1 protein-coding gene is annotated in these 1,195 nt (G+C 61.9%); it reads right to left on the bottom strand.

The features are described 5' to 3' along the window. Window positions 1–4 precede the first annotated feature (4 nt). Window positions 5–1,195, bottom strand: a complete 1,191-nt coding sequence (gene tuf, locus AC3G88_RS29380) for an elongation factor Tu (RefSeq protein WP_029051586.1) — start codon at window positions 1,193–1,195, stop codon at window positions 5–7.

Consider the following 1,195-nt stretch of genomic DNA (forward strand, 5'->3'; position numbering starts at 1 on the left):
TTGCTTAGTCGAGGATCTTTGCCACAACGCCGGCGCCGACGGTACGGCCACCTTCGCGGATTGCGAAGCGCAGGCCTTCTTCCATGGCGATCGGAGCGATCAGCTTGACGGTGATCGACACGTTGTCACCCGGCATGACCATTTCCTTGTCCTTCGGCAGCTCGATCGAGCCAGTCACGTCGGTCGTACGGAAGTAGAACTGCGGGCGGTAGTTGTTGAAGAACGGCGTGTGACGGCCACCTTCGTCCTTCGACAGGATGTAGACCTCACCCGTGAAGTGCGTGTGCGGCTTGATCGAGCCCGGCTTGCACAGGACTTGACCACGCTCCACGTCTTCGCGCTTCGTGCCGCGCAGCAGCAGACCCACGTTGTCGCCCGCTTGACCTTGGTCCAGCAGCTTGCGGAACATTTCCACGCCCGTGCAGGTCGTCTTCACCGTCGGGCGGATACCCACGATTTCGATTTCTTCACCGACCTTGACCACGCCACGCTCGATACGGCCGGTCACCACCGTGCCGCGACCCGAGATCGAGAACACGTCTTCCACCGGCATCAGGAACGTACCGTCAACGGCGCGCTCCGGCGTCGGGATGTACGAGTCCAGTGCGTCGGCCAGGTTCATGATGGCCACTTCGCCCAGCTCGCCCTTGTCGCCTTCCAGCGCCAGCTTGGCCGAACCCTTGATGATCGGGGTGTCGTCGCCCGGGAAGTCGTACTTCGACAGAAGTTCGCGCACTTCCATTTCCACCAGTTCCAGCAGCTCGGCGTCATCGACCATGTCGCACTTGTTCAGGAACACGATGATGTACGGCACGCCAACCTGACGGGCCAGCAGGATGTGCTCGCGCGTTTGCGGCATCGGGCCGTCGGCAGCCGAGCAAACCAGGATCGCGCCGTCCATCTGCGCGGCGCCCGTGATCATGTTCTTCACATAGTCAGCGTGGCCCGGGCAGTCAACGTGGGCGTAGTGGCGGTTGGCCGTCTCGTATTCCACGTGTGCGGTGTTGATCGTGATGCCGCGTGCCTTCTCTTCCGGCGCTGCGTCGATTTCGTCGTACTTCTTGGCCGCGCCGCCGAACTTCGCAGCCAGCACCGTGGCAATCGCTGCCGTCAGCGTCGTCTTGCCGTGGTCAACGTGACCAATCGTACCTACGTTCACGTGCGGCTTGGTCCGCTCGAACTTTTCCTTTGCCAT

This window comes from Cupriavidus sp. 86D6 (assembly GCF_057815095.1).